Here is a 22,311-nt window from a genome sequence, read left to right on the forward strand (position 1 = left end):
ACGCTTTCGTGACCCCCCGACACCCAGAGGGGGTATGCTCATTGCGTTCGACTTTGACGGGACGCTCTCCGATTCGGAGATGACCGTCCTGCTCGGCGAGGAGGCCGGCGTCGCCGAGGAGATCGACGACATCACCGAACGGGCCATGAACGACGAGATCTCCTACGCGGAGAGTCTCTACGCCCGCGCCGAACTGCTTGATGGCCTCCCCGAGGCGGACGTCGAGGCGGCCTTCGAGCGCGTCCAGCTCCGGCCCGGCGCCGCCGACGTCATCGCGGCGCTCAAAGCGGCCGGCCACCACGTCGCCATCCTCACGGGCGGGTTCGACCGCGGCGTCGCCACTGCACTCGAAGCCGAGGGCGTCAGCGTCGACACCATCGTCGCCAACCGCCTCCCGATGCGCAACGGGAAACTGACCGGCGAGGCCTCGGGGCCGCTCATCGAGGGGACGAAAGACGAGGCGCTCGAAGACCTCGCGAGTGAGGTCGGCGTCGAGCTTGACGAGACGGTCGCCATCGGCGACGGTGCGAACGACCTCCCGATGCTCGAAGTCGCGGGGCTGGCCGTCGGCTACGTGCCGAAACCGGCCGTCGAACCGCACTGTGACGTGGTCGTCGCGTCGATGACCGAACTGCAGGAGTTGCTGGAAGCGAAAGGCGTTCTGTAGCGCCGGGTAGCTGGCGCTTATTCTGGTTTCAGACCCTCGCCCTTGACACGCATGACGGCTTCGCCGTCGGGGAGGTTCGGCGCGTCGACGAGCTTGACGATGCGTTTGTCCTGCTTGGATTTCCGGAGGTACATCCGGAAGGTGGATTTGTGCCCGAGGATGTTGCCACCGATGGGCTTCGTCGGGTCGCCGAAGAAGGAGTCGGGGTTCGATTGCACCTGGTTCGTGACGAGGACGGCGGCGTTGTAGAGGTTGCCGACGCGGTCGAGGTCGTGGAGGTGCTTGTTGAGTTTCTGCTGTCGGTCAGCGAGTTCGCCACGGCCGACGTACTCAGCACGGAAGTGAGCGGTCAGGGAGTCGACACAGAGCAGGCGGACGGGATACTCGTCGTCCTCGTACTCCTGGGCGATCTCTTTGGCCTTCTCGGCGAGCAGGATCTGGTGGTTGGAGTTGAACGCCTTCGCGACGTGAATCTTATCGAGGAACGACTGGATGAGTTCCTCCATGGCCTCCTCATCGTCGAGATCGCCCTCGATGTCGCGCTGTTCCATGGCGGCCTCGATGACCTCGTCTTCGAGGCCACGAACCATCTCGTCGATACGCTCGGGGCGGAACGTGTCCTCGCTGTCGACGAAGATACAGCGGCCTTCGAGCCCGCCCTGTTCCGGGGGGAGCTGGACGTTCACTGCGAGCTGGTGGGTGACCTGCGATTTGCCGGCCCCGAACTCGCCGTACACTTCGGTGATGGACTGGGTTTCGACGCCGCCGCCGAGCATCTCGTCGACCTCCGGGATGAGCCATTTGAGCTTCCCGATCTGTTCGCGGCGTTCGAGGACGGCCGCACCGGTCTCGAAGCCGCCGATGTCGGCGGCCTCTCGTGCGGCCTGGATGATGTCGTTCGCGTTCGATTCGCCGACGTCTGCGGTGTTCGAGAGCTCGCCGGGGCTTGCGACGGCGATGCTCTGGAACGAGTCGAAGCCGTTCTCTTGGAGTTTCTCTGCGGTCGCCGGGCCGACGCCCGGAAGGTCTTCCAGGTCTGCGCTTGCTGCCATGGAGCTATCTGTGTCCGCCCGATACATAAAGCCTCGTTAACAGCCGAGTGAAAGTGAAATTGCAGGCAGGGAAGCCCGCGGTTCTCGTCGGTCGCCAAAGGTTTAGAACGGAGGGGACAGCTCAACCCAGGGGTGGGTGTCACCCTCCGGCCACATCGGATACCAGTAAGTGGTGTCGTCCTCGACGGTGAGTTCGCCGTCGAGAACGCTCTCCAGTTTGAACTCGGTTTGCTCGTCGGGGTCGGCCGCGCGGGCCGCATCCGTCTCAGCGCCCCACCCGAGCACCTGCCGAATCGTATCGAACACTCCCATCGACGGCCCTCGGTGCCGGCGGGCCTTATACACGGCGTCGCGGCACGACCCCTACACCTCGATGCCGTGTTCCGCCAGCACCGCCTCGAACGCCGATTGAGCCAGCATCGTGACGTCGTGTTCCTCGGCGGCCTCGCGTTTCGTCGTTCCCGGATTCTCGCCGATGACGAGATAATCCGTGTTGCTGGAGACGCTGGAGGTGGCCGACCCACCGTTGCGCTCGACCAGTTCCTGGGCCTCCTCGCGGGTGAGCCCCTCCAGCGAGCCCGTGAACACGAACGTTAGCCCCTCCAGGGCCTCACCCTCGGTTTCGGCCTCCTGGGGCTCGACGCCGTGGGCGCGCAGTTGGGCGATGACCTCGCGGTTCCGCTCGCTGTCGAAGAACTCGGCGATCTCCTCGGCGACTGTCGGGCCGATGCCCTCCACCGCCTTGAGTTCCTCAGCAGAGGCGTCCATTACGGCATCAAGCGTGCCGAAATGACGCGCGAGGTCGGCGGCGGTCGCCGAACCGACCTCCGGAACTCCGAGTGCCGACAGGAAATCCGAAAGCGGCGGCTCCGTGCTGCGTTCCAGTTCCTCGACGAGGTTCTCGGCGCTTTTTTCGCCCCAACCCTCCAGTTCCGCCAACTCCTCAACAGATAGTTCGTAGAGGTCGGGCACCGACCCGACCAGCCCCGCTTCGACCAGCTGGTCGACGGCCTTCTCGCCGAGCCCCTCGATGTCGAGACCGGTGCGCGAGGCGTAATGTTCGACCGCGCGACGGAGCTGTGCCGGACAGGCGACGCCGCCGGTACAGAACGCCAGCGGGCCCTCCCGCTCGACGGGGCTCTCACAGACGGGACAGGAGTCGGGGAACGCGAAATGCCCCTCGCGTTCGGATTCCAGCACCGCCTCGATGTAGGGAATTACGTCGCCGGCGCGTTTGATGCGCACTCTGTCGCCGATTCCGACGCCGAGTTCGGCGATCTGTTCGGGGTTGTGCAGCGTCGCCCGCGAGACCTCGACGCCGCTGACTTCGACAGGATCGAGCAGCGCGACCGGCGTGAGCCGACCCGTCCGACCCACCTGGACGACGATGTCCCGAACCGTCGTCTTCTCGGTGCGGGCGGGGAACTTGTAGGCGAAGGCCCACCGCGGCGCTCGCGTGGTAGCCCCGAGGCGGTCACAGGCGTCCTTGCGGTCGAGTTTGAACACGGTGCCGTCGATCTCGTAATCGAGGTCGTCGCGGATGTCCAACAGTTCGTCGCGGAACTCGATTGCCCCGTCGATATCCTCGACGAGTCGGGTGTGGTCGTCGACGTGGAACCCCCACTGGGCAACGGCTTTGTGCTCCTCGATTCGGGTGTCGAAGCCGTAGCCGCCGTCATCGAGGATATCGAAGACGAAACAGTCCAGCGGCCGCTCGGCCGTCACCGACGGGTCGAGTTGCCGCAGCGTGCCGGCGGCGGCGTTCCGGGGGTTGGCGAAGGGGTCGTCGCCGCGCTCGATGCGCTCGCGGTTGTACTCCTGGAACGCCTCCTTTGGCATGAACACCTCACCGCGGACGGCCAAGAAGTCGGGGTAATCGCCCTGAATCTTCAGCGGTATCGACCGGATAGTACGGACGTTCTCGGTTACGTCGTCGCCCTCCTCGCCGTCGCCGCGGGTCGCCGCGCGCTGGAACTCTCCGTCCTCGTAGAGCAACTCGACGGAGAGCCCGTCGAACTTCGGCTCACAGAGATACTCGATTGGGCCGTCGTAGGCCGTTTCGGCCAGCCGGTCGTGTACCCGCTGGTCGAAATCGCGGACGCCAGCCTCTTCGACGGAGGAATCGATGGAGAGCATCGGCGTCACGTGTTCAACGGTTTCCAGCTCCTCGACTGGCTCGCCGCCGACACGCTGTGTCGGGCTGGTCTCCGTCTGGAGGTCGAAGGTCTCCTCCAGCGTCTCCAATCGGTCGAAGAGGACGTCGTAGGCGCGGTCGGAGATGACCGGGTCGGCGAGCTGGTAGTAGCGGTAATCGTGGTATCGCACTGCCTCACGGAGCAGTTCGGCCTGCGCTTCGGCCTCGCCCTCGTCGAGTTCCTCGACGGGGTCGAAATCCAGCGGCGGCTCCCTGACGTAGGGGTTGTCCTGCGGCTCCTCCATTTAGCGGCGCTTCGACGGCCTGTGTGAAAAATCAGCCCCTCGCTGCGGTCGTGCGTACGCTCGAACGATTCCCACGAACCCGTCGCACGACCCTCAGAGGTCTGCGACGTCCTCGATGGCGTCGGTCAGTTCCGTGATGCTCTCGACGGTGTGTTCGCCCATGTGGCCGATGCGGAAGCTCTCCTCGCCGATGTCTCCGTAGCCGCTGGAGAAGGCCATGTCGTACTCCTCGGAGACGGTTTTGACGGTTTCTGCGACGTCGATATCGCGGGTGTTCTCGACGCAGGTGACCGTCTGGGATTCGTAGCCCTCCTCGGGGTAGAGCCCGAAGTGTTCGCGAGCCCACTCGCGGGTGTACTCGGCCATCTCGCGGTGGCGCTCGTCGCGCGCCTCGTGGCCCTCCTCAAGCATGTGTTTCATCTGCTTGCGGTAGGCGAGCATGAGCGGGATAGCCGGCGTCGAATGCGTCTGGCCCTTCCGGTCGTAGTAGTCCAGCGTGCGCTGGAAACCGCCGTACCACGAGGCGGACTCCTTCTCTACTTCGCGCTCGTAAGCGGCGTCGCTGACCGCACAGACCGCAAGCCCCGGCGGCATCGCGAAGGCCTTCTGGGTCGAGGTGAAGATGGCGTCGATGTTGTGGCCCTCGATGTCGATGAAGTCGCCGCCGAGACAGGAGATGGCGTCGACGACGAAGTAGGTGTCCGGGTAGTCGCCGAGCAGGTCGCCGATCTCCTCGACGGGGTTGCGGACGCCCGTGGAGGTCTCGTTCATCACCATGCCGACGGCGTCGTAGCCCTCGTCGCTCTCCTCGAGGGCCGCGCGGACGTCGTCGGGGTTGACCGCCTTGCCCCACTCGTATTCGATGCGGTCGACGTCTTTGCCCAGGCGCTCGGCGACGTTGGCCTGCCGCTCGCTGAACGAGCCACTCGTGGGGACGAGCATGCGGTCGTCGATGAGGTTGAGCGTCGTCGCCTCCCAGAACTCGGTGCCGGAGGCCGACAGCACGACGACATCGTTGTCGGTGTCGAGGAACTCCTTTGTGTCCTCGACGATGGTCGTATAGAGGTCGGTCATCCGATCCATGCGGTGGCCGAACATCGGCTCGCACATCGCCTCGATGACGTCCTCGCGCACCTCGGTCGGGCCGGGGAGATACAGCGTCTTGTCGGGGTAGTCGTCTTTGTATTCGCGTTTTTCCGTCATAGGAACCACCGTATATCGGGTTCCTCACAGCGGGACAGCATGGTAGTTTTGATACGTCACTCCGAGCCACCGAACGTCGCCGTCGGGTCGGGGACGACCCGAATCAACACCGGGAGCGCGATGAGCACGACGCCGATTTCGAGGCCGCCGGCGACGGCGAAGGCGGCCAGGAACCCGTACTCGGAGGCGACGCCCCCGCCGAGGAGAATCCCACCGAGGAAGCCGAGGCTGCCGAAGATGTTGAACCCGCCCATCGCGGCGCCGCGGCCGTCGCTTGCGGCCATGTCCGTCACGAGCGCCATCGTCGCCGGGGCGACCAGCGCGCCAAGCACGCCGACGAACACCAGCATGGCGGCGGCCACCGCGAGCGAGGGCGCGACGCCGACGGCGGTGATGCCGAGCCCGTAGCCGACCGACCCCACGACGATTGGAACGACGCGGCCGACGCGGTCGGAGAGGCTGCCGAACGGATACTGCAACAGCGCGAACGGGGCGAAGAAACAGGCGAGGACGAGCCCGGTCATCGCGGGGTCGAGCGCGAACGTCTGCCGGAGGTAGAACGTGCCGACGAGGCCGAAAAAGCCCGCAGCGAAGCGGTCTGCAAAGCCGAACGCGTAGGGGACGAGCAGTCCCGGCGTTCGGCGGAGGCCGGCAAGAACGTCGTCGAGGCCGCCCGCCCGCGTCGGCGCGCGGTCGGGGACTGTCGCCATCACGACCGCGACGCCGAACAGGAGCAGCGCGGAGGCGAGAATCGGCGCAAGCGGCCCGAGCGCATACAGTTGCCCGCCAACGGGCGCGCCGAGGGCAGCGCCGGCGCCGATGGCGATGCCGGCCGCGCCCATGTTCCGGCCGTGACCGCCGTCCAAATCCATCAGCATCGTGATGGCAAGCGAGAAGGCGCCGATGGTGAACGCCCCCTCGATGAATCGGAGCAGGAGTGCCGCTCGGAAATCACCGACGCCGGTGACGATGAGCGCGGCGAGCGCCAGATACGCGACGGTGCCCCCCGCCGCACCGGCGACGATGAACGGGATGCGCCGCCCCGCGCGGTCGGAGAGGAGTCCCCAGACGGCCGAAAAGCAGACGAATGCGAGCAGTTGGACGCCGAGAAAGGCGGTGCCGGCGTCGATGGTCGGTGCACCACCCAACGCGGCGACGAGTTCGTCGACGCCAGGGTACACCAGAAGCTGGGTGAAGAGGACGACGAAGACGACGGCCGCAAGCTTCGCGCGCTCGGTGCGTCTCACAGTTGGTCTTCGCTCTGCTGCCTATTCGTCCCATCGGTCGGGTCGGCTTTTTGTAAACTCGGTTCTACCATCCGACATGCTCACGTTCACGGTGCTCGGCAGCGGGGGGAACTCCCCGATACCGACGCCGACCTGCCGGTGTCGGGTCTGCGAACGCGCACGCACCGACGGGATTCCACACGCCAGACACGGTAACTCCCTGTATATCGAGGAGTTGGCCGCGATGGTCGACGCCCCGGAGTTCGTCTTCGAGAACCTCGAACGCGAGGACATCGACGACCTCGAATACATCTTTCTGACGCATTGGCATCCCGACCACTCCGCGGGGCTCCGGATCGTCCAGTCGCGGTCGATGGAACGGATGTTCGACGACCCAGACCACGGGCTCGTGGAGACGGCCCGAACCGACCGCCCGACGCTCGTGACGACCGAACGCGTCTACGAGCGCACCTGCGAACTCTACGACGGGGTTCGGCACTTCATCGAAGATGTCGGCTTCGCCGGGACGCATTTCCTCGATGCGGAACCACTGACCATCGGCGAGACGACCATCGAGGCGGTGCCGTACTCGCTATCCGGCAACCTCGACATGGACGCGACTGCGTTCGTCCTCCGGCAGGGCGAGACGACCGTCGTCCTTGCGACCGACGACGCGCACTATCTCGACGAGGACGAACTCCCCGACGACATCGACCTCGCGGTGTTCGAGTGCGGCTACTTCACGGAGACGCCGGCCGGGACGCAGATTCTCACTGAGGTCGACGGCGCGATACTGGGCGATGAGCTCACACACGCCGAGATACTGGAGCGCATCGAGCGCGTCGACCCCGACCGGACGCTTCTGACCGAAATCGAGCATCTCTACGCACGCACGCACGAGGACTTCCTCGAACTGGAGGCCGACTACGACGGCATCCAGTTCGCCTACGACGGCCTGACACTCGGTGTGAGCCGCGTCCGGCCGTTTTAAGCCACCGCGCCGCAACCCCGGCGTATATGCCGAATGCCATCATCGTCGGCGCCTCGTCCGGTATCGGCCGGGCGCTGGCGAAGGAGCTGTCTCGCGACTACGACCTCGGGCTGGCCGCCCGCCGAATCGAGCGGCTGAAGGCGGTCGGCGAGGACATCGGCGGCGCCCACGTCGCCAAAATCGACGTCACCGAGGCCGACGCTCGCGAGCGGTTCGATGACCTCGTCGAGTCACTCGGTGGCGTCGACCTCGTCGTGCTCTCCTCGGGCATCGGCCGCTACAATCCCGACCTCGAATGGGAGGACGAACGCGACACCATCGACGTGAACGTCCGCGGCTTCACGGCGCTTGCGACCGCCGCGATGGAGCAGTTCGAAGCCAGCGACGGCGGCCACCTCGTCGGCCTCTCGTCGGTCGCAAGCGAGGTCGGCAGCCCCACGATGCCCGCCTACAGCGCCTCGAAAGCCTACGTCTCGCGGTATCTGGAAGGCCTCCGCTACCGGGCCGACGACGACGACGTCGCCGTGACGGACATCCGGCCAGGGTTCGTTGACACGCCGATGTCGCCTGAAGCCGACCGCTTCTGGGAGTGCTCGCCGGAGACCGCGGCCAGCCAGATTACCCGCGCCATCGAGAAGGAGAAGAACGTCGCCTACGTCACCCGGCGCTGGTGGCTCGTCTCGAAGGTGCTCGGCCTGCTCCCCGACCGCTATCGCGCCAGCGTAATGTAGGGCCGGAGACCGGAGTGAATGTAGTCAGGAATTTTCTGTCTCACCCGAGAGCCCCCGCTACCGGGCGTCTTGTTGGGATATAGTGGCTGTTCCAGTGGAACAGAGGGGGTTCTGATTCGGGGGGTTTGGTTCTCTCCACGCAAGTGGGGCCGAGGGGGATTTGAACCCGATGCGAGACTCGCTTCGCTCGTCTCGCGTGGTTCAAATTCCCACGAGACCGTTTGTGACTCACGCGTGGGCGAGCAGGCCTCGCTGTCGCTCGGCACTGCTCGACGTGTTGTTCGTCACAAAAACGGGCCGAGGGGGATTTGAACTGGAGGAAGACGTGCTCGCTCACTTCGTTCGCTGTGCGCGACTTCCGGAGTTCAAATCCAGGGCCGCTTTGCTCGTCGTGTTCGAGCCGAATAGGTCTCGCTGACGCTCGACACTATTCGGCGTTGACTCCTCACAAAAGCGGGCCGAGGGGGATTTGAACCCCCGACCATCTGGTTAAAAGCCAGATGCTCTGCCGGGCTGAGCTATCGGCCCGCATCCATGGATTACCGCGGTTGGCGGTAAATCCTTTCGATTCGAGGGACACAACAGAAGTCACGAAGCAGCATCCGCGCGACGACTAACGCGGCGCCGGAGGCGCCGCGGCACGGAGGAGCGGGTTGCGGGCACCGCCCGCAACCGAATGGTCGTGGCGGCCTGCGGCCGCCACGCAGCGCGCATATTTTCCCAAGTTTTTGCCGTCATCAGACCGCGGAGGCGTGTTCGCGGCCGGAGGGCCGCGAACCGCCGGAGCGTGCAAAAAGTGGGAGTTCTAGAGATAGTTGTCCAGCGCCTTCTCGACAATCTCGTCGGGGTCGGTGTCCTCGAGCGCGGCGTGACGCCGGAGTTCCCGATACGTCTCGGGCGGCAGCGACACCGACAGCGAACCGAGGTCGATGCCCTCGGCGTCGAGCGCCTCCTCGACGCTCATTCCCTCGTTGACGCGGGAGGCGATAGAGCGAACCTCTCGAACGGTGAGGTCGTGGTCGAGCGCCGCCCACGCGAGCAGAAAGCGGGATTCGCCGGAGACGCGTGCGATGTGTTTCGCGCCGGTTGGCGCGATTTCGCCCAGCGCGACGTGGCGGCGAATCGACCGCGGAAGGTCGTGGACGCGCGCCCACTTGCGGATGAAGGAGATGGTCGCCTCGCCGTCGGCGCGTTCGGCGGCGGCCTTGTACGAGCCGGTACCGCGGACGAGAGCGGCACAGGCGGCCGCACCGCGGAGCATGAAGACGTTATCTTCGCTGCCGGCGGTGTTCGAGGCAAATTGTCGGACGGTGTCGGCGGCCTCCGCCAGGCTCTCGGGGTCGTTCGGGTCGAACTGAACGGCGCTCTCCCCGGCGACCCGCGGGTCGCGACGGATGACCGGTTCACCGACCGGTGATTCGCGGTCGGCCGGCGGCTCACCGTCCGGGTCTTGCGTCATTGCCGTCCGGTACGGAGACGGGGGTGAAAAACGTCTCGCCGTTGTGTGAAAGCGGAGCGCGCGCGACGTGTGGAGAATCAGTCGGCGGACTGGTCGCGCTCGTCCGACATGTGCTCCCAGATCTCGGTACAGCCACAGCCATCGTCGACGTTGTCGAGGTGGCTGGTGTCGATATCCTCTTCGGCGTCCGTGTCGTCGTCGAAATCATCACTCATCGTAAATCATCCTCGTACAGTTCGGGAGCGACGTCAGCAGACGTATGCTGACGCGCCGTCTCCCGCTGTCGGTCTGTCATCAGTTACCCGTATGCTTCTTAACATCTTAAACAACTCCACAGCTGTAAACTCTACCCGTGCTCCCGTGTTCCGGATGGTTCTGCCCCTTTCTCCGACGGCGTGTTATGGAAGAAACCGCACCACTGCGCCGACCTTCGTCGGAAACGACCGTCACCAGATTCTATCACGGGCGGCAACCCCTGTTGCTGCCGACGGCCTTACCCCGCCGGAACGTCTTCAGTAGGTATGACCACGTCGGTACACCAGCTCGATGACGGCGCGTGGCTGAGCGTCAACGACAGCCGCCAGGTGAACGTCAGCGACCTCTGGTGGCTCGCTCGCCACGATTTCTGCGGCTGCGAGATGGCCGATTTCCTCGCCGAAGGGTTCGTCGAAATCAGCGTCGACCATCCGAACATCGAGGGGCGTATCGCCGGCCGCTGTATCAACTGCGGCACGGAGGGCGTTACCGACTGGCTGACGCTCGGGCGCGTCGTCGACCCCGAAGCCGGCGGTTTCCACGCAGTCGACCCCACGAGCGTTCACATCCCCGAACAGCGGACGCGACTGGCCACGCCACACGCCGCGTCGGAGTAACCGGCAACATTCTCTGGTAGAGGTGAGACGAGGGGAGCCTTGACGACATGGAGGGGTGTATATGGGTGGGACTGTACGGTACGCACATGCCGAGCAAAGTCGAAGGCTGGAAGGACGAGGTCTACGGAGAGGAGATCCGAGACCATCTCTTCCGCTTCGCCGAAGAGGGATGGAGTTCCATCCCCGAAGACGAACACGACGCCTGGTTCGAGCGGTTCAAATGGTGGGGGCTGTACCACCAGCGGAAGGGCCAGGAGTCGTATTTCATGATGCGTATCGGAACGCCGAACGGACGGATGACGCCCGAGCAGCTCCGCGTCGTCGGCGAAATCGCGAACGAGTACGCCACCGGCCCCGTCGAGAACCCCGAGTTCGGGGGCGCCTACTGTGACTGGACGACCCGACAGTCGATCCAGCTCCACTGGATTCAGCTCCAGGACATCCCCGACCTCTTCGAGAAACTCGAGAAACATGACCTCTCGACGATTCAGGCCTGCGGTGACTCCTGGCGGAACATCGTCGGCTCGCCCGTCGCCGGCCGTGACGCCGACGAGCATCTCAACGCCTGGCCCGTCATCCAGGAGCTCCACGACACGTTCAAAGGCGACGAGGATTACGCGAACCTCCCCCGGAAGTGGAAGGTCGCCGTCACCGGCGACACCCGCGGCTCCGGGCAGGGTGACATCAACGACCTCGCGTACGAGCCCGCGGTCAAGGAAATCGACACCGACGAGCGAAGCTCGTCGAGCAATCAGAACTCGGAGAGTTCTGATGACGGCGAGGAAGTGAAGGGCTTCAACGTCCGCATCGGCGGTGGCCTCGCGCGAAAGGAGCCCCGCTTCGCTCGCGATATCGATGTCTTCGTGACCGAGGACGAGGTTGCCGACGTCGCGGCCGGCATGTCCGGCCTGTTCCGTGACCATGGCAACCGTGAAGACCGCTTCAACGCCCGCATCAAGTTCCTCGTCGACGAGTGGGGCCCCGAGAAGATCCGGCGTGTCCTCCAGGAGGATTACGTCGACTTCGAGCTCAAGACCGCCGGCGAGAACCTGCGTGACCAGTACAACTACAACGCCGGCAAAGTCGACGAAACTGGCGACTACGTCGGCGTCTTCGACCAGAAGGACGGCCAGAACTTCGTCGGCCTCTCCGTGCTCGTCGGCCGGATGGGCGCCGACGATGTCATCGAGCTGGCAGACCTCGCAGAGGAGTACGGCTCCGAGATGGTCGGGCTGACCCAGCGCCAGAACATCATCGTCGCCGACATCGCCGACGACGACCTCGATGACTTCCTCGATGAGCCACTTCTGGAGACGTACTCGCCCGAGCCGCATCCGTTCATGCGCGGCTCCATCGCCTGTACGGGCACCGAGTACTGTTCGCTCTCCATCGTGGAGACAAAGAATCGGATGGTGCGCTACGCGCGCTGGCTGAAGAACAACGTCGACGTGCCCGAGGGCGTCTCGGACTTCCACATCCACCTGTCGGGCTGTACGGCGTCCTGTGCCCAGCCGCAGATCGCCGACATCTCCCTGCGCGGTATGAAGACCCGCAAGGACGGCGAACCGGTCGAGGCCTTCGATATCGGCCTCGGCGGTGGCCTCGGGGAGAACCCGCAGTTCGCCGACTGGGTCGAGATGCGCGTCGCCGCAGACGAGGTGCCCGGCTACATCCGGAACCTCCTCAGCATCTACGCGGACGAACGCGAGGAGCGCGTTGTTCCATCGGAACAACGAGAGGGAGACGGCGACGCCATCGAGCGCGAGTCCTTCCGTGACTTCATCGCCCGCCACGACGAAGAGGAGCTCAACGGCATGGCCGAAGCCGAGGAAACCTCGTACGACGACCCGTACCTCGGCAACACGAAGATGACGTGGTATCCCTACGCCGAGGATTCCGATTTGGACGCTTCGCCGACGCCCGCCGACGACTGACGCACAGTCGGTCGATTCGATGCCGGTTTTTGACTCGATATCGGTTCATGCCGCTTCACCGGCTGTGTTCGCGTTGTGAGAACACGGAATAGATTATATGTATGTGTCAGCATACTGTATGCCAATGCCAGATGGGGACGTTCACGTGCTACTCGTGGACGATGATTCGGCATTCTCGGAGATCACGGCGACGCATCTCGAACGGAAGGGTGAGGAGATGCGCGTCACCACAGCCGAGAGCGCCGGGGAGGGATTAGAACGGCTCGAAACGCTGGACATCGACGGCATCGTCAGCGATTACGATATGCCCGATATGGACGGGCTGGAGTTCCTCGACGCCGTCAGAGAGCGGTATCCACGGCTCCCGTTCGTGCTGTTCACCGGCGCCGGCAGCGAGACACTCGCGGGAGAGGCCATCTCCGCAGGCGCCGACGCGTACATGCCGAAGGACGGTCATCAGGATCGCTTTGACCTTCTGTTACAGCGGATTCAGACGCTCGTCTCCCAGACCCGGGCGGAGACCAACTATCGGGAAGTGTTCGACAAGGCAGCGGTCGCGATATCCATCCGCGACCCGGAGACGGGAGCGTTCATCGACGCGAACGAGCAGTACTGCGACCTGATGGGATACTCCCGTGAGGAAATCCGCTCGCTCACGACTGCCGAAGCCAGCGTCAACGAGTCACCCTACACGGTTGCGAACGTGCACAGATTGCTCGAAGAGACCGTCGAAGAGGGGCCACGAACCGTCGAGTGGATGAACGAACGCAGCGACGGCACGCCCATCCACGTCAGGTCGACGCTGAAGCCAGCGGAGATCGACGGCCGGACGCGCGTGCTGGCGAGCGTCCAAGACATCACCGAACAGAAAGAGCGGGAAGCGGAGCTCGAGCGCAAGAACGACCTGCTCGAGAAGACCCAACGACTTGCCCACGTCGGCGGTTGGGAGGTCGACATGGAGACCGGCGCGCTCCAGTGGACTGACGAAGTGCGGCGCATTCACGGCGCGGCGGAGTCGTTCGACCCCGACGTCGAGACCTCGATCGAGTTCTACCACCCGGCGGACAGAGACGAGGTTCGCGAGACGCTCGGCGAGGCGATCGAAGGTGCGGAGTCGTTCGATTTCGAGGCGCGCGTCATCACGGTCGACGACGAGATTCGCTGGGTTCGATTGCGGGGCGCCCCGGTCGATGACGAACCCCTCGTTCGGGGGACGATACAGGACATCACCGACCAGCAGGAGCGCGAACGGCGCCTGCACGACCTGCAACGTCGGACGCGCAAGCTCATTCGTGCAGAGACGCGCGAAGAGGTGGCGGCGGTCGCAGTCGAAACCGCCGAGAAGACACTCGATCTACACTTCAGCGGTATCCACTTCGATGATGGGGATGGAACGCTCGAAGGCGTCGACGTGGCGCAGGGCGTCCGCGAACAGCTCGGAGGGGTGCCGGATTACACCCGCGGCGAGACGGCCACCTCGGACGTCATCTGGGGCGTCTACGAAACCGGTGAGACGCTCGTCATGGACACGATCGGCGACCGAGACGGCATCTCCGACGAGAAGTCGCCAGCACGGAGCGGTATCGTCCACCCGCTCGGCGACCACGGCGTGTTCATCACCTCCTCGCCGGATCTCGACGCCTTCGACGAGACCGACAAGATACTGGCGGAGATGCTGGCGACGACGACGACGGTCGCACTCGACCGCGCGGAGCGCCAGCAGCGCTACGAGGCGATTTTCAACAAGACGTTCCAGTTCACGGGGCTTCTGGATCCCGACGGAACGCTCCTCGAGGCCAACGACACTGCGCTGGAGTTCGTCGGCGCCGACCGCGACGCGGTCGTCGGGGAGAAATTTTGGGAGACGCTGTGGTTCCAGTACGACGACCGCTCCAGGGCCATCGCCAGGGAATCGGCCGAGCAGGCGCGGAACGGAGATTTCTACCGGAACGAACTCACTATCTCCGGCACCGATGGAGAAGAGGTCATCGTCGATTACTCGGTGCGGCCGATCAGGGACGAGAACGGCCGCGTCGTGTTGTTGGTTCCGGAGGCCCGCGACATCACCAATCTGAAAGAGCGAGAGGCCGAACTCGAACAGAAGAACGAACAGCTCGAGGAGTTCGCAAGCGTCATCAGCCACGACCTTCGGAACCCGCTTTCGGTCGCGAGGGGCTTCCTCGAGTTGGCCTCGGAGAAACACGACAGCGAGGAACTCGACCGCGTCGAGAAGGCCCACGAGCGGATGGCGTCACTCATCGACGACCTGCTGATGCTCGCCCGGCAGGGGACGTCGGTCGCCGACATCGAACCACTCGAGCTCAAAACGGTCGCAAAGCGCTCGTGGGAGAACGTCGAGTCGGCGGGCGCCGACCTCCAGGTGACCTCGAACGTCACGTTCGAGGCCGACCGGAGTCGCGTTGGGCAACTGTTCGAGAATCTCTTCGGGAACGCTGCGGAACACGGAGCGGCCGACGACAGCGACCCACCGACGGTCATCGTCGGAGAGCTCGAAGACGGTTTCTACGTCGAAGACGACGGGCCGGGCATTCCACCCGACAAACGAGAGGAGGTCTTCGAAGCCGGGCACACGACGAGTGATTCCGGCACCGGCTTCGGCCTGCGTATCGTCGAGCGCATCGCGAACGCACACGGCTGGTCGATTGAGGCGACCGACGGCGACGATGACGGCGCCCGCTTCGAGATAACGGGCGTCGACGTTCGCAAGCCGCTAGCGGGACGGAAAGAACGTTGAGGCACGAAACCGACGTGTCGGTATGGACGAACGCGCACGCGAACACGCCGAAGTGCTTGTCGGCTGGAGCGCCCGAATCGAGGCCGGCGACGACGTCATCGTCGACGTGGCCGAGGACGCCCACGACCTCGGGGTCGCCGTCGCCGAGGAACTCGGGGCAGTCGGCGCGAACATCGTCTCGACCTACGGCTCCGACGAGCTGTCCCGGGCGTATCTGAAGGCCCACGACGGGGCGTTCGAGGCCGGCGACCACGCGCTTGCCCTGCTCGAAAACGCCGACGCCTATCTCCGACTCGGTGGCGGGCGAAACACCACGGCGACGGCTGACGTCGAAAGCGAGACGCGGCAGGCGTACTCGAAGGCACACAGCGAGGTTCGGGAGGCCCGAATGGACACTGACTGGGTCTCGACTGTCCACCCGACACGGAGCCTCGCCCAGCAGGCCGGCATGGCCTACGATGAGTACCAGGACTTCGTCTACGACGCCGTCCTCCGTGACTGGGGTATGCTGTCCGAACGCATGGCCAACGTGAAGGAGCGACTCGACGAGGGCAGCGAGGTACGGATCGTGACGGAACGGGACGACCACCCGCGAACGGACGTGACGATGTCGGTCGAGGGGCGAACCGCGGTCAACTCCGCGGCCTCGGTGGCGTACGACTCACACAATCTCCCGTCCGGTGAGGTGTTCACCGCGCCGTACGACACCGAGGGCGAGGTGTTCTTCGACGTGCCGATGACCATCAACGCGAAACGCGTCCGGAACGTCCGGCTGACGTTCGACGACGGCGAGGTTGTCGGGTTCGCCGCCGAACAGGGCGAGGACGCACTGGAGACGGTGTTGAACACCGACGAGGGCGCCCGACGGCTCGGCGAACTCGGCCTCGGCATGAACCGCGGCATCGACCGCGTCACCGACAACATCCTCTTCGACGAGAAGATGGGCGACACCGTCCATCTCGCCGTCGGCCGCGCTTACGATGCGAACCTCCCCGAAGGCGAGGAAGGCAATCAGTCGGCCGTCCACGTCGACCTGATTACGGATGTCTCCGAGGAGTCGTTCATCGAAATCGACGGCGACGTGATACAGCGCGACGGAACATTCTGGTTCGAGGACGACTTCGAGGCGTAGCGGGGAGTGCCGAACTGGCCGGACGAAGCAGATGGGTCGCGAATAAACGTGAATGATATTTACCCCTGAAAAAGAGGTGGCTGGGCCGACATTGGTAAAAACAACCCATCAATTTTTGCCGAAGGTTTATACATCACGCCAGCACACATGTCGGGGAGGCGAGAACGTATTATGCAACAGATACTGCCAGGGGGCGACGCGTCCCCGCTACCGGATGCCACGGAGACGCAACGGAAGGCCACCGAACGGGTTCTCAGCGTCATCTCGGCTGGGTCATCGTTCCAGCGTGAAAGCCTGACTGCGGTGCGGCTTGTGACGCAGTTCCCACTGAACACGCTCGAACGGACGACTGGAACGGACGTCGCCGCCGCCAGACAGCGCGTCGACGACCGCTTCGATGGGGCCCAGGACGCCTCAGACCGCCTCGAGAACCGCTTTCTCACCTCGATGGTATCGACGGGCCAGCTGACGGCCGAGTACGCCGCCTTCGTCGACCAGGCTGTAGAGCGCGTCTGTCCGATCATTGAGGAACCGGCGGAGTAACGGTCGAACCGCGTTCTCGATTCACGCCCACCAGTAGCCGCGGCGCTCCTCGCGGGTCGTGGGCTGTCGGAGCGGGTCGGGATACGCCGACTCCGTGGTGTGGCCGAAGCCGGTACCGAGCCACCGGGCGACGTGCCAGCCAACCGCGTCCGCATCGAGCCCGACGAGAACGACGGTCAGTGTGTCGTGATACTCGACGGCTCCGTCTCCATCGGGGTCGGTGCCCTGGACGGTGCCGCAGGAGCCGGCCCCGGAGTGGCAGTCAGCCGTCGACTCGAAATCGATGACAACGTCGGCATCGCTGCGTGAGCCGGTTCGGTCGAAGGTCACGTTCTCGGGGACGGTGCCGTCGGCGCCGGCCGCGTAGTACTGCAGTGCCGCGTTGACTTGGCGGCGCATGCGCTCGCGCTCACCCGCGGGGGCGTCGTCGAGGTCGACGTGAACGCTGAGCGCGCTCGATTGCCAGGGGAGCGAGCGGTTCGTCGCGTTCCGCTGTGGCACGGTTGTCACGCGCGTCGTCGACTGCATGACATCGCCGGGGGCGTCGCCGTGTTCGAGGCCGAGCGTGTGGCCGAGTTCGTGTTCGAGTATTCGAATCGTCGATTCGTTGGAGAGGCCGGCCCGCACCTGCACGTCGGCCGGCCGGTCGACGGCCTGGCTGTCTGTGAGAACCGGCGCACAGCCAGCGGTGCCACTACCGGAGTGGGCCCCGCAATCGACGACCGAGTCGACAAAGGAGACGTGAATATCAGCCTGCTCGCCGTCGTCGGCCAGCCGGAGCGCGACGTCGTAGCCCGCGTACTCGGCGCTGTGTGCCGTCCAGTAATCGAGCGCCTCACGGACGAGCGGTTCGTACTCTCGAGTCGTCCCCTCGGGCGTTTCGTAGCTGACCGTGACGACGTCGTCGCGCCAGTGGTTGTCCGGGTCGTCGCTCCATGTGCTGAGCGTTCCGGGACTGGTCGCACCGAGACAGCCGGACAACAGCAGTATCGCGGCGACGGCGACGACGCGTGCCTGCACCTCCATTGCGCGTTGCTACACACATAATTTAAAAGATTGTTCGTGCGTTTCGGCAGGGTGAAACGGACACCAGTGCGGCCGCTGGATGGTGAAAACGGCTGAGGATAGTAAGCCCCCTTCTGTTTCGACCCGACATTCGGCTGAGCACCCGTCGCGTCTCCGGGCTACCTAATGCGACGGGCTTGCACCGGTGAGGATTCGCCGTTCCATCCGTGCTTCCGCGTCGGCTCGCGGCTGACGCCGCTCGCCCAGACATGGTCGGTCGACCACGCGCGTTCGGCGGGTTAACTCCCTTCCCTTGCGGGTCGGTTCGCGCGCTTGCGGCGGGGCCGCAAGCGCCGCAGGCCATGTGGCCCACGCGCCTCATCACTCGGTGGAAGCGGTCTCGTTTCTGTTCCAGTGCCAGCGGTCTCCCGCTCCGGGCTTGCGCCCGGTCACCTGCCCGGAGGGTGGGGGGACTTTCCTCATGCACGTGCCTACGGCACGGGATGAGACGGCGGCAACGCCGCCGTCCCGCGTGTCGAGGGCGCGCCCACGGGAACCGGGCTTCCTCTGCCAGTTCTGGCTAGGCGAGTCACCCGTTTAAGACGTTCGGTGGGGTGGCCACGCTCTACGACTCCGACCCGAAACCGACGCGCCGGGCGTCGGCCGCCGCCTGCTGGATGGCCTCGTTGAGGTCGAACTCCGCGACGATTTCCCCGTCGCGGACGAGTGGTTCCATCAGCGGGTCGCCGTCCTCCGGCCCCGGCTCGTCGGCAAGGGCGATGTGGTGGCCGCCGTCGGGCGTCCGATACACCTCCTTCACGCCGGAGAGTTTGCCCCGTTTCGCGGCGGGGTCGCCCTCGATTTCGACGATGTCGAGCGCGAAGTCGACGGGGTCGGCGTTCGTGATGAAACTGCCGACGCCGAAGCCGTCCGCCACGTCGTCCAGTTCGCGGATGGCTTCGGGCGTGATACCGCCGCTGACGAAGATATCGACATCCTCGTGGCCCTCGACGTCGAGTTCCCATCGTACCTCGCGGATGATGTGGCGGAAATCGCCGCGCCGCGACCCGGTCGTATCGAGCCGGACGCTATCGAAGCCCAGTTCGGCGGCCCGCAGCGCCTCGTCGACCTCGTCGTCGTAGGTGTCACACAGCGCGATTCGCGGGACATCCTCGTCGACCGCCTCGTCGAAAGCGCGCCAGGCGTCCTCCTGATTGCCCGGGCCGAAACAGACCATCAGCGCGTGGGGCATCGTCCCCGAGGGCTCCCGTTCCAGCATGTCGCCGGCAGCGACGTGTGAGAAGCCGTCGAAGCCCGCAAGCAGGGCGCTCCGGTCGACCATCCCGGCGCTGGAGGGGTGGACGTGGCGCGCGCCGAAACTGAGAAGCGATGTCTCGAGGGCCGCACGCCGAGCTTCGAGCGCCGCCGTCGCCAGCGCGGAGGGGTGTGAGAGAAAGCCCAGAAGCGACGTTTCCATGCGGCAGAACTCCAGATACGGCCCCTCGATGCGCATCACGGGGCCGCCGTCGAACAGCGTGCCCTCGGGAATCGCGTCTACGTCGACATCCAGTCCTTCGAAGAGGCGCGCGGCGTCGGCCACGCCGGCGAACAGTTCGAACTCGCCGGTCGGGAACTGGTCTGCGGTCACCTCGGCGACGACCGTCGGGTTCCGCCCGGCGTGTTCGAGCGCCTCCTCCGTCCGGAGGAAGTACGCGTCCGTCGCCCGCCCCTCAACGATTGCGGACTCAGGGACGATATCGAACATACGGGCACGTCTCGGGGCACTGCGAAAAAGTTACGCGTTCGCGCCGGCGCTCGCGCCCGTGCGAGCGCTCACTCTCGCCTGTCCCACCGGTGCGTACACGTCGTCGAGTTCGCCCGCTCGTGGCGCTTTCACGACCATCACGCTGTTGTCCGTCCGCTGTATCCAGACCGCGCCGCCGAATCGGTCAGCGTCGCCGAACGTCCAGACCGTCCCACCGTTTCGGGTGCCGACCCGCTCGCCGCCCCAGAACTCGAAAACCTGCTCGTAGCCGCGCTGGAACTCCGTGGCGTTCGCCGGGCCGTTGAACGTCACGTTCCAGACGAAGGCGGTGTCGCCGCCGCTCGTGTAGGCGTACAGGCGGTCGCCGTACCACCCTTCGGCGTAGGTGACATCGTAGCGGAACTGCCGAATGTCGTTGAGGGAGCCGTTTTCGTTGAGATTTCGGAAGTCGTCCCGCGAGATGACCCCCCGAGTGCGGTCTTCGAAGGCCGTGTAGGCGAACATCGACGCCAGGCCCGACTGGCCGATCTCGGCATAATCGCCGCGCGGCGTGGTGATGCGCTGCCAGTCGGCGTCGGCGCGATCGGTCACCGTCGCGTTGCCGTAGGCGTCCGTGGCGTACGTTTCGGGGTATATCACCTCGGCGGCGTCCGTCGGCACCGCGCCGTACATGTCGTCGATGGCGTCCCAGCCGCCGCGCTGTTCGTGATACTGGACGAACGACGGCCCCTCGGCGTACGGGAAGAAGCCGACGAAGTAGACGCCGAAGTGGAACGACGCACCGGGCGAACCGCCTCCGGCGCCGCCGCCCTGGACGGAAACACACTGCCACGCACCGCTCGCACACCGGCGCTCGTAGCGTTTCTGGACGAGCGTCGCGTCGCCTTCGATGAGGCCGTTGCGGGCGTTGACGCCGTCGAGCGTTCGGCCGGTCGAGGGCAGCCCGAACCGCTGGTCTTGGAGAGCGTGTACCAGTTCGTGTGCGAGCGTGATCTCGTCGGTCAGCGTCGCCGGGCGACTCTTGCTGACGATGACGATCTGTTCGTTACTGGGCTGATAGAAGCCGAGGACGGTGTCGCCACGGTTCCCCTGTCGCACGGCGACCACGTCCTCGGATTCGTTGACGAGAAACAGCGCCTCGTGTTGGACGTTGTCCAGTTGCCGAACGCTCTCGTTTGGGGTCGGGAACGCCTGCCCGCCGTACTCCTCGCGGAACTGCTTGCGGGTGATGAGTTCGATGTCGATGCGTTCCTCGAATTCCAGTCCCCGCAGCAGTTGGATGCGCGCCATGGCTCGGGAGAAGACGGCGCGCTGTTCGCCCTGCGAGAGGCCCGTCGACGGGTCGATATCGAACGTGTCGTTGTACCAGTAGCCGTCGTAGTAGCCGAGGTGGTCGTCGGCCGGCGGCTCCGATGGCTCGGGCGCGTCGGACTGGTAGCCGACGGTACACCCCGCGAGCACCAACAGCAACGCGAAGGTGACCGCCGCCAGCGGTCGTCTATCCATTACCCGATACACGGGCGGGACGAGCAAAAAGCCACGGCAGTCGCCCGGACGAAGGGATGCCGGGATAACCGTTTTGCGAGACGCGTCCGAACGGTCGGCTATGAACCTCGACCCAGACAGCACCGCCGTCATCGTCGTCGACATGCAGAACGGCTTCTGTCATCCAGACGGGTCACTGTATGCGCCGGGCAGCGAGGAAGCCATCACGCCCTGTGCGGAAGTGGTCGGTGACGCCCGCGCAGCCGGCGCCTCGTTGATTTTCACCCGCGATGTCCACCCACCAGAACAGTTCGAGGGGAACCACTACTACGACGAGTTCGACCGCTGGGGCGAACACGTCGTCGAGGGATCGTGGGAGGCCGAACTGGTCGATGAGCTCGACCCGAAAGACGACGACACGGTCGTCGTGAAACACACCTACGATGCCTTCCATCGGACGGAGTTGGAGGGGCATCTCGATACGCACGGCATCGATACCCTCGTCTTCTGCGGCACGCTGGCGAACGTCTGCGTGCTGCACACCGCTGGCAGCGCCGGACTCCGGGACTACCGCCCCGTACTGCTCGAAGACGCCATCGGCTGTATCGAGGAAGAACACCGCGAGTACGCCCTCGACCATGCCGACTGGCTGTTCGGTGAAGTGAAACCCCGCGAAGAGCTGTCGTTCGCCTGAGGCGGGCGTTCCCGTCGTCGTTCCGCGATAGTTTCAGCCGTTCGGGACTGGCGGCACAACACTTACCACAACCTGTGGAAAACGTGTCAGAAGTGAACGTTCTATCCGACCCGAAGAAGCGACGGTGGCTGGCGTTCGGCGCGCTCGCAACGATCTTCCTGCTCGCCAATCTGCACCGGCTCTCGACGGCCGTGCTCTCCGAGCAGCTCACGGCGGATTTCGACACGTCAGCCGCCCAACTCGGAACGCTGCACGCCTCCTTCTTCTACATCTACGCCGCCATCCAGATTCCGACCGGCGTGTTGGCCGACCGCTACGGCCCCCGCTACGTCGGCAGCACCGGCGCAGTCGTTCTCAG

General features: G+C 65.0%; 19 protein-coding genes, 1 tRNA gene, 1 other RNA gene and 1 pseudogene. 10 read left to right on the forward strand and 12 right to left on the reverse strand.

What is annotated here, in order from left to right:
* Nucleotides 1–34 precede the first annotated feature (34 nt).
* Nucleotides 35–667 (forward strand): phosphoserine phosphatase SerB, encoded by a 633-nt coding sequence (gene serB, locus ACI8UR_RS04700; RefSeq protein WP_415087607.1) that lies wholly within the window; start codon nt 35–37, stop codon nt 665–667.
* Between the two features lie 17 nt (nt 668–684).
* On the opposite strand, the gene radA is transcribed toward serB, so the two are convergent.
* From radA to ACI8UR_RS04725, 5 genes and pseudogenes are all read right to left on the reverse strand, one after another.
* On the reverse strand, nt 685–1,719 hold the full coding sequence (radA, locus tag ACI8UR_RS04705; RefSeq protein WP_411715674.1) for a DNA repair and recombination protein RadA: 1,035 nt from the start codon (nt 1,717–1,719) through the stop codon (nt 685–687).
* A 102-nt stretch (nt 1,720–1,821) separates the two neighbouring features.
* Nucleotides 1,822–1,956, reverse strand: a pseudogene (pspAB, locus tag ACI8UR_RS04710) (PspA-associated protein PspAB); the annotation flags it as partial.
* A 126-nt stretch (nt 1,957–2,082) separates the two neighbouring features.
* On the reverse strand, nt 2,083–4,158 hold the full coding sequence (gene ligA, locus ACI8UR_RS04715; RefSeq protein WP_411715673.1) for an NAD-dependent DNA ligase LigA: 2,076 nt from the start codon (nt 4,156–4,158) through the stop codon (nt 2,083–2,085).
* A gap of 93 nt (nt 4,159–4,251) precedes the next feature.
* Nucleotides 4,252–5,361, reverse strand: a complete 1,110-nt coding sequence (locus tag ACI8UR_RS04720; protein ID WP_411715672.1) for a pyridoxal-phosphate-dependent aminotransferase family protein — start codon at nt 5,359–5,361, stop codon at nt 4,252–4,254.
* Nucleotides 5,362–5,417: 56 nt separating this feature from the next.
* Nucleotides 5,418–6,608, reverse strand: a complete 1,191-nt coding sequence (locus ACI8UR_RS04725) for an MFS transporter (protein WP_411715671.1) — start codon at nt 6,606–6,608, stop codon at nt 5,418–5,420.
* 76 nt (nt 6,609–6,684) lie between these two features.
* Between ACI8UR_RS04725 and ACI8UR_RS04730 the strand changes: the two genes are divergently transcribed.
* Both ACI8UR_RS04730 and ACI8UR_RS04735 read left to right on the forward strand, forming a co-directional pair.
* Nucleotides 6,685–7,578 (forward strand): MBL fold metallo-hydrolase, encoded by an 894-nt coding sequence (locus tag ACI8UR_RS04730; RefSeq protein WP_411715670.1) that lies wholly within the window; start codon nt 6,685–6,687, stop codon nt 7,576–7,578.
* A gap of 26 nt (nt 7,579–7,604) precedes the next feature.
* Complete coding sequence (locus ACI8UR_RS04735) at nt 7,605–8,309, forward strand: SDR family NAD(P)-dependent oxidoreductase (RefSeq protein WP_411715669.1); 705 nt, start codon at nt 7,605–7,607, stop codon at nt 8,307–8,309.
* Between the two features lie 454 nt (nt 8,310–8,763).
* On the opposite strand, the gene ACI8UR_RS04740 is transcribed toward ACI8UR_RS04735, so the two are convergent.
* From ACI8UR_RS04740 to ACI8UR_RS04750, 3 genes are all read right to left on the reverse strand, one after another.
* Nucleotides 8,764–8,837 (reverse strand) — tRNA-Lys (locus ACI8UR_RS04740).
* Nucleotides 8,838–9,114: 277 nt separating this feature from the next.
* On the reverse strand, nt 9,115–9,768 hold the full coding sequence (locus ACI8UR_RS04745; protein ID WP_411715037.1) for a hypothetical protein: 654 nt from the start codon (nt 9,766–9,768) through the stop codon (nt 9,115–9,117).
* Between the two features lie 77 nt (nt 9,769–9,845).
* Nucleotides 9,846–9,983, reverse strand: a complete 138-nt coding sequence (locus tag ACI8UR_RS04750) for a hypothetical protein (RefSeq protein WP_411715036.1) — start codon at nt 9,981–9,983, stop codon at nt 9,846–9,848.
* A gap of 306 nt (nt 9,984–10,289) precedes the next feature.
* On the opposite strand from ACI8UR_RS04750, the gene ACI8UR_RS04755 reads away from it, so the two are divergent.
* The 5 genes from ACI8UR_RS04755 to ACI8UR_RS04775 all read left to right on the forward strand — a co-directional run bounded on the left by ACI8UR_RS04755 (nt 10,290) and on the right by ACI8UR_RS04775 (nt 17,004).
* Nucleotides 10,290–10,640: a hypothetical protein gene (locus ACI8UR_RS04755; protein ID WP_411715034.1), complete on the forward strand. Its 351-nt coding sequence runs from the start codon at nt 10,290–10,292 to the stop codon at nt 10,638–10,640.
* Nucleotides 10,641–10,726: 86 nt separating this feature from the next.
* Nucleotides 10,727–12,574: a nitrite/sulfite reductase gene (locus tag ACI8UR_RS04760; RefSeq protein WP_411715033.1), complete on the forward strand. Its 1,848-nt coding sequence runs from the start codon at nt 10,727–10,729 to the stop codon at nt 12,572–12,574.
* Nucleotides 12,575–12,698: 124 nt separating this feature from the next.
* Complete coding sequence (locus ACI8UR_RS04765; RefSeq protein WP_411715032.1) at nt 12,699–15,329, forward strand: PAS domain S-box protein; 2,631 nt, start codon at nt 12,699–12,701, stop codon at nt 15,327–15,329.
* Between the two features lie 22 nt (nt 15,330–15,351).
* A complete protein-coding gene (locus ACI8UR_RS04770) occupies nt 15,352–16,461 on the forward strand; it encodes an aminopeptidase (protein ID WP_411715031.1) in 1,110 nt (369 codons plus the stop codon).
* 171 nt (nt 16,462–16,632) lie between these two features.
* Nucleotides 16,633–17,004, forward strand: a complete 372-nt coding sequence (locus ACI8UR_RS04775; RefSeq protein WP_411715029.1) for a hypothetical protein — start codon at nt 16,633–16,635, stop codon at nt 17,002–17,004.
* 21 nt (nt 17,005–17,025) lie between these two features.
* Here the strand turns inward: ACI8UR_RS04775 and ACI8UR_RS04780 are convergent, their stop codons facing one another.
* From ACI8UR_RS04780 to ACI8UR_RS04795, 4 genes are all read right to left on the reverse strand, one after another.
* Nucleotides 17,026–18,030, reverse strand: coding sequence for a matrixin family metalloprotease (locus ACI8UR_RS04780; protein WP_411715028.1), 1,005 nt, complete (start codon nt 18,028–18,030; stop codon nt 17,026–17,028).
* 90 nt (nt 18,031–18,120) lie between these two features.
* Nucleotides 18,121–18,581: RNase P RNA component (gene rnpB / locus ACI8UR_RS04785), an RNA gene on the reverse strand.
* 53 nt (nt 18,582–18,634) lie between these two features.
* Entirely contained in the window at nt 18,635–19,774 is a 1,140-nt protein-coding gene (locus ACI8UR_RS04790; protein WP_411715027.1) for a nicotinate phosphoribosyltransferase, read from the reverse strand.
* Between the two features lie 30 nt (nt 19,775–19,804).
* Complete coding sequence (locus ACI8UR_RS04795) at nt 19,805–21,280, reverse strand: Hvo_1808 family surface protein (RefSeq protein ID WP_411715026.1); 1,476 nt, start codon at nt 21,278–21,280, stop codon at nt 19,805–19,807.
* A gap of 100 nt (nt 21,281–21,380) precedes the next feature.
* On the opposite strand from ACI8UR_RS04795, the gene ACI8UR_RS04800 reads away from it, so the two are divergent.
* A complete protein-coding gene (locus ACI8UR_RS04800) occupies nt 21,381–21,953 on the forward strand; it encodes a cysteine hydrolase family protein (RefSeq protein ID WP_411715025.1) in 573 nt (190 codons plus the stop codon).
* A gap of 92 nt (nt 21,954–22,045) precedes the next feature.
* Nucleotides 22,046–22,311, forward strand: a 266-nt coding sequence (locus ACI8UR_RS04805; protein WP_415087608.1) for an MFS transporter, incomplete at its 3' end; no start/stop codon positions are given.

The organism is Natronomonas sp. (genome assembly GCF_047616845.1).
Taxonomy (GTDB): Archaea; Halobacteriota; Halobacteria; order Halobacteriales; family Haloarculaceae; genus Natronomonas.

What these genes read in the sequence shown, in the direction of transcription:
- serB (WP_415087607.1), top strand. Translation starts at nt 35, where the DNA reads ATGCTCATTGCGTTCGACTTTGACGGGACGCTCTCCGATTCGGAGATG.
- ACI8UR_RS04800 (WP_411715025.1), top strand. Translation starts at nt 21,381, where the DNA reads ATGAACCTCGACCCAGACAGCACCGCCGTCATCGTCGTCGACATGCAG.
- ACI8UR_RS04765 (WP_411715032.1), top strand. Translation starts at nt 12,699, where the DNA reads ATGCCAGATGGGGACGTTCACGTGCTACTCGTGGACGATGATTCGGCA.
- ACI8UR_RS04760 (WP_411715033.1), top strand. Translation starts at nt 10,727, where the DNA reads ATGCCGAGCAAAGTCGAAGGCTGGAAGGACGAGGTCTACGGAGAGGAG.
- ACI8UR_RS04795 (WP_411715026.1), bottom strand. Translation starts at nt 21,280, where the DNA reads ATGGATAGACGACCGCTGGCGGCGGTCACCTTCGCGTTGCTGTTGGTG.
- ligA (WP_411715673.1), bottom strand. Translation starts at nt 4,158, where the DNA reads ATGGAGGAGCCGCAGGACAACCCCTACGTCAGGGAGCCGCCGCTGGAT.
- ACI8UR_RS04775 (WP_411715029.1), top strand. Translation starts at nt 16,633, where the DNA reads ATGCAACAGATACTGCCAGGGGGCGACGCGTCCCCGCTACCGGATGCC.
- ACI8UR_RS04745 (WP_411715037.1), bottom strand. Translation starts at nt 9,768, where the DNA reads ATGACGCAAGACCCGGACGGTGAGCCGCCGGCCGACCGCGAATCACCG.
- ACI8UR_RS04730 (WP_411715670.1), top strand. Translation starts at nt 6,685, where the DNA reads ATGCTCACGTTCACGGTGCTCGGCAGCGGGGGGAACTCCCCGATACCG.
- ACI8UR_RS04750 (WP_411715036.1), bottom strand. Translation starts at nt 9,983, where the DNA reads ATGAGTGATGATTTCGACGACGACACGGACGCCGAAGAGGATATCGAC.
- ACI8UR_RS04790 (WP_411715027.1), bottom strand. Translation starts at nt 19,774, where the DNA reads ATGTTCGATATCGTCCCTGAGTCCGCAATCGTTGAGGGGCGGGCGACG.
- ACI8UR_RS04735 (WP_411715669.1), top strand. Translation starts at nt 7,605, where the DNA reads ATGCCGAATGCCATCATCGTCGGCGCCTCGTCCGGTATCGGCCGGGCG.
- ACI8UR_RS04770 (WP_411715031.1), top strand. Translation starts at nt 15,352, where the DNA reads ATGGACGAACGCGCACGCGAACACGCCGAAGTGCTTGTCGGCTGGAGC.
- radA (WP_411715674.1), bottom strand. Translation starts at nt 1,719, where the DNA reads ATGGCAGCAAGCGCAGACCTGGAAGACCTTCCGGGCGTCGGCCCGGCG.
- ACI8UR_RS04755 (WP_411715034.1), top strand. Translation starts at nt 10,290, where the DNA reads ATGACCACGTCGGTACACCAGCTCGATGACGGCGCGTGGCTGAGCGTC.
- ACI8UR_RS04720 (WP_411715672.1), bottom strand. Translation starts at nt 5,361, where the DNA reads ATGACGGAAAAACGCGAATACAAAGACGACTACCCCGACAAGACGCTG.
- ACI8UR_RS04780 (WP_411715028.1), bottom strand. Translation starts at nt 18,030, where the DNA reads ATGGAGGTGCAGGCACGCGTCGTCGCCGTCGCCGCGATACTGCTGTTG.